This is a genomic window from Candidatus Wallbacteria bacterium (assembly GCA_028687545.1).
Lineage (GTDB): Bacteria > Muiribacteriota > JAQTZZ01 > JAQTZZ01 > JAQTZZ01 > JAQTZZ01.
Genome location: JAQTZZ010000103.1, coordinates 1 through 4,874, shown reverse-complemented (window position 1 = coordinate 4,874; position 4,874 = coordinate 1). Strand labels below are relative to the sequence as shown.

Sequence of the window (4,874 nt, the reverse complement as noted above, 5' to 3'; positions counted from 1 at the left end):
TTTGGAGAATATCAATATTGGATAAAAGCAGAGAAACGTTGGAATAATCGCGGTATAACTTTAGAAGACGTCAGCTATATGAGTGATGAAAAATGGCCTATTCCCCGAGAAATTGCACAAGTAGGATTTCCTCTTGAAGCGCTTCATCATTCACTTATACATAGAGATATGACTTCATCGGAATTGATCTATTTCTGGCGATTGCTACCAGGAAAGAAATCAAAGGCATGCTTTGCTTCACGTATGATTTATGAACTGAGCGAATCATATCGATACCCTAAGAGAAAAAATAACTTTCACTTGGAGGAAATCGAAATACTCAGTGAAGCTGTAGACAATCTTCAATCGAAAATTACCCTGACCCCAGGTATATTAAAAGGAGTTATTTCACTATTCAAAAAGCCCAGTGAATCTATAGAAATCTTAAACCGTTTGGGAATGAAAACTAGGAAAATAGAGATTTCAGATAGAGATTTTCATTCTCAAGAATGGACTGAAAAAACTACTGCCTTCATAGAATCAGAATTCAATCAGAATCCCACACTCGATGGATTGCAATCTATTGTAGCAATGATGGCAGTAACTCACAGGTTTAGTTTTCCTCACCGGACTGTATTAGATCATATTTCCAAAGATTCTGATATTGTTAAGAACAAATACATTTTAGAGATGTGTCAACCAGGAATCACCGAATCAACTTTTTCTTACATAGCAGACTCTTATCTAAAAATAAATAGCAATGATCCTGAGGATCTAGGTCAATTCATCGCAGTTTTCAAAAATCATCTCATGGACAATATTGCAGTGGCTAAATTTCTTGAGATTCTTTGGTCAAAAGTACCTTCTGAGCCTAAAGTCAAAGATCAAATTATTGAACTAGCTACAACATTATTGAGCCAGAAAACTTCAAACTTGTGCGACGAGAAGATCTGGGCCAACTTGGACCTTCCATCTGAACTCAGAAAAATTCTGATATGAAACGAAACAGTATCAGACCTTCACTTTGCACAACATCTTACCAGGTTATTAGACAAGCCGGAAAGCGTTAAATAGAAGGACTGGATAAATGAAAAAGATAAAGAAAATTCCTGAAAGGCTGTTGAAACCTGACAAAAAATTCAACCCGGTTTCAATTGATGAAGGTGATGAAATATTCAGGAATGGAATTTTTCATTTTAACATTACAAAGATGCTTGCGTTTATTCACAGCCATCCGGATGAAGTTGTGCTGGAGAATGTGGCAGTAAAAGATTTTCCCAGTACTTTTTCCACCATAAACGAAAAGCATCTTGATTCTGTTCAGAACTCCGAACCGGTTATACTGGCGGAAATCGCGCCTGGAAAATTCAACCTGATTGACGGGAATCACAGGATGGAAAAAGCCCGCAGGACAGGAATGGAAAGTGTTATGGCATACAGATTGGATGTTGAGCAGCATATAAACTTTCTGACAACACAAGAAGCTTATTTTGCTTATGTAGAATACTGGAATCGAAAAATTGAAGATCTGCAGCACCGGCTTGAGTTAAAAAATGGTGGGAATTGTTGCTATCCCGGATAATAAAATCTGATGCGAAAGCTGACGATTGATGGGAATTTTATCGAATCAAGATAGGCTGGACAATGTGAGGAGTTTATGATGAACCAGATCATAATTTATCAGAGCGAAGACGGGCGCACCAAGCTCGATGTGCGCCTTGAAGATCAGACTGTCTGGGTCAGCCAGAAACAGCTTGCTGACTTGTTTGGTAAGGCCAAAGGGACTATCAGCGAGCATATCAAACACATTTTTGAAGACAGGGAACTGGAGGAAAATTCAGTTGTTCGGTATTTCCGAACAACTGCCGCTGACGGGAAGCAATATGAGGTAGCTCATTATAACCTCGACATGGTTCTGGCCCTGGGCTTCAGGGTGCGCAGCCCAGCAGCCGTGCGCTTCCGGCAGTGGGCCGCGGACAAGCTCAAGGAATACATTATCAAAGGTTTTGTGCTGGACGACGAACGCCTGAAAAACCCGAAGGTCGGCAATGACTATTTCGAGGAGCTCACCCGGCGCATCCAGGATATCCGCACGAGCGAGCGGCGTTTCTACCAGAAGATTACTGATGTTTATGCCACGAGCATCGACTATGACAAGAACCATCCTTCCACCCAGGAATTCTTCGCCACTGTGCAGAACAAAGTGCACTTCGCTGTTCACGGACAGACAGCTGCCGAGATAATTTTGTCCCGCGCTGACAGCAAAATGCCGAACATGGGGCTCACCAACTGGGAAGGTGGCCGTATTCACAAAGCGGATGTCTCCATCGCCAAGAATTACTTGAACGAAGAAGAGCTTCGCGCCCTGAACAACCTTGTAGAACAGTATCTCATTTTTGCCGAAGCCCAGGCCGAGCGGCGGATAGCCATGACCATGAGCGACTGGATCACAAAACTTGAGGGTTTTCTGACCTTGAACGACCGGGAAATATTGCAGAATGCGGGTAAAGTCTCTGCTGAATTGGCACGTGAACATGCTGAACGTGAATTTGTCGAATTCCGCAAAACAGAGGATCAAAACCTCGAATCCGATTTCGACCGAGCCGTAAAACAGCTGCCTCAGACAAAGGACAAAAAATGAAACCGTTACGAATTACACTGTTTGGAAATTGAGAAATTAATATTTTGGAGATGGCGAATTGGAACTGCTTGTGACTGTTGCAAAAGATGCAACAGTTCGAAATGATGACAGCATGTGTGCTGTTTCGTTTTGGAAACAACTGCTGAGGGGGGGCGGGAAAGAATCCTGGCGAAGATCAACTGAACTGTACGAAGTTATCGTGCAATTGAACGCTTGCTGAAAACCTAAATGAAAAACTTCGTCTCCATCGATTTTGAAACCGGGAATCCCCAACGGGTCAGTGCCTGCGCTCTGGGATGAGCGGTTGTTTCAAATAGTAGTATCAATCGTTATTGTTAATTTTCGCTAAGCACCAGGTGAAGTCTGGAACAGGTGAAGTGTTTATCATTGTACTTGTGGTTAGGTCTATGCGGTAGAGTCTTTTCTTTTCAGACAAGTTTGAGCCTATGGCATACAGAGTATGGTTCCTAACCAGAGTCTGACCTTGCCACATATACAGATCACCCACTGTCCCCAATGTTGTAAAGCTCAATGAAGGTAAATCGAGTATGCCGTATTCTTCCTTCAGTGTGCCACTGTCCCAGCGGAGGGCGATCAGATTCCCGCAATCATCAAATCCTGAGAAATGAAGATCAGATTCCTCGATCTGCGTAGAACTCAGTAGACTTCCTGAACTTAAACTCAAAGAGTAAATCTTGTGCATGTCATTGGAGTTTGTTCCGAAAACGTAAAGAACATCACCTTTAATTACCGACTGGCCGCTCCATGTATACAAGTCACCCACAGTTCCAAGAACCGTAAAATTCAAATCTTGCATCTCAAGCCTGCCGAATTCCTCCTTGTTAATCGAACTGTTCCAGCGCAGGGCGATCAGGTGGTCCGAACCGTCGAAGCCTGATAAAGTAAAATCAAATGAACCAATCTGTCTGGAATTCAGCAGATTACCTGTACACATATCCAGTTTATAAACTTTATTCGCTCCATCAGAATTCCAGCCGATCACATAAAGCTGATTATCCTCGACAACCGATTCACCCTGCCAGACATATAAATCACCGACTGTTCCCATTACATCAAAATTGCCGGTTGCCAAATTGATTCTGGCAAACTCCTCTCTGTCAGTTTCGCTGTTCCACCTCAGCCCTATCACAGAGTGATCTTTCATATCAGAAGTTGCGAACACAGGGCTGCCCAGATCAACGGTTTCATTCTCATTGATCCTGGCGGAATAGGTGATAGCATTGTATCCATTCAGTCTGAGCCTGACTTCATAGGTGCCTGGTTCGAGGTTGGTGGAAAAACCGTTGCTGGAACTCATGCTCCGTACCAGGGTTTCATCCTGATAGACTTGCAGAAGAGTTTCTTCTGCAGGAATGCTGACCCCGACGACCAGCTTCCCGGCTGCCCTGAGTAAGAGCATATTCTGATCCTGAGTCTGTAAAGCTTCAGTCAGATCGATGTCCTTTTTCCCTGTGAGATCCACTATGATGGCTGTAGTAAAATAAGCGGTACCGTCATTTTTCTCTGCCAGCAGTGTCAAAGTCTCGCCGGTACCGGTTATGCCATTCTCAGACTGCCAGTTCCTATACTGCTCCATGTCGACAAGCAGATTGAATCTTCCCTGGCTGTCTGTCGAAGTCCTGATGTCAGTCGCATAAGGGGCTGAAATCTCGGCACTGGCTACAGGCAGCATGGCCGGCGCAGAAGATGCGGATCGGGAAGGTGCGGATCCTGCAGGCGCAGGCGCGTAAAGAATGCCTCTGATGGATCTCAGGTCTGCTGCTGCTGTCCCGCCGCCGGAATCTGCGCTGCCGCCGCAGCCGGTAAGGATCATCGCAGTCAATATAAGTGCAGAAGACAAATATATGAATTTTTTCATTTTCCCCCCGGAAAACATGTATTTTTAAAATGTTATCGTCTGGGGGCATAGAAACATGATAGTTATGGTATGGGATGGAAATCTCCCGCTGTTTCATTCTGATCCTGCCAGAAACCGCGCGGTATTCACGTTACGCACTGTCATCAACTGATACGATTTGTGGCCGATCATCCTGTTCAGCCGGCTTTTGTTGTAATTCTCCCGCCTGACGTTCCAGAACAGCGCGCCCTTCACGTAGCGCATGTCGATGAAATCCATGTTCACCGGTAGTTCGGAGAGGATTTCCCCTGAGTCGATTTCCGGGAACAGATAGGCAACATCAGTCTTCTGAACGGAATCGTTCCGCCAGTCAGCCGGAATGGCGCCAGCTATCTT

General features: G+C 44.5%; 5 protein-coding genes. 3 read left to right on the top strand and 2 right to left on the bottom strand.

Going from position 1 to position 4,874, the window contains the following annotated elements:
* The 3 genes from PHW04_19105 to PHW04_19095 all read left to right on the top strand — a co-directional run.
* Positions 1-978 (top strand): hypothetical protein (locus PHW04_19105; GenBank protein ID MDD2718003.1); only part of this gene is annotated, 978 nt, incomplete at its 5' end.
* 88 nt (positions 979-1,066) lie between these two features.
* Positions 1,067-1,561: a ParB/Srx family N-terminal domain-containing protein gene (locus tag PHW04_19100; protein MDD2718002.1), complete on the top strand. Its 495-nt coding sequence runs from the start codon at positions 1,067-1,069 to the stop codon at positions 1,559-1,561.
* Between the two features lie 75 nt (positions 1,562-1,636).
* Positions 1,637-2,620: a virulence RhuM family protein gene (locus PHW04_19095; GenBank protein MDD2718001.1), complete on the top strand. Its 984-nt coding sequence runs from the start codon at positions 1,637-1,639 to the stop codon at positions 2,618-2,620.
* 322 nt (positions 2,621-2,942) lie between these two features.
* Here PHW04_19095 and PHW04_19090 read toward each other — a convergent pair whose 3' ends face one another.
* The gene (locus PHW04_19090) at positions 2,943-4,499 is read right to left on the bottom strand and encodes a hypothetical protein (GenBank protein ID MDD2718000.1); all 1,557 of its coding nucleotides are present in this window, start codon (positions 4,497-4,499) and stop codon (positions 2,943-2,945) included.
* A 93-nt stretch (positions 4,500-4,592) separates the two neighbouring features.
* Positions 4,593-4,874: DUF1697 domain-containing protein (locus PHW04_19085; GenBank protein MDD2717999.1), on the bottom strand; the 282-nt coding region annotated here is incomplete at its 5' end.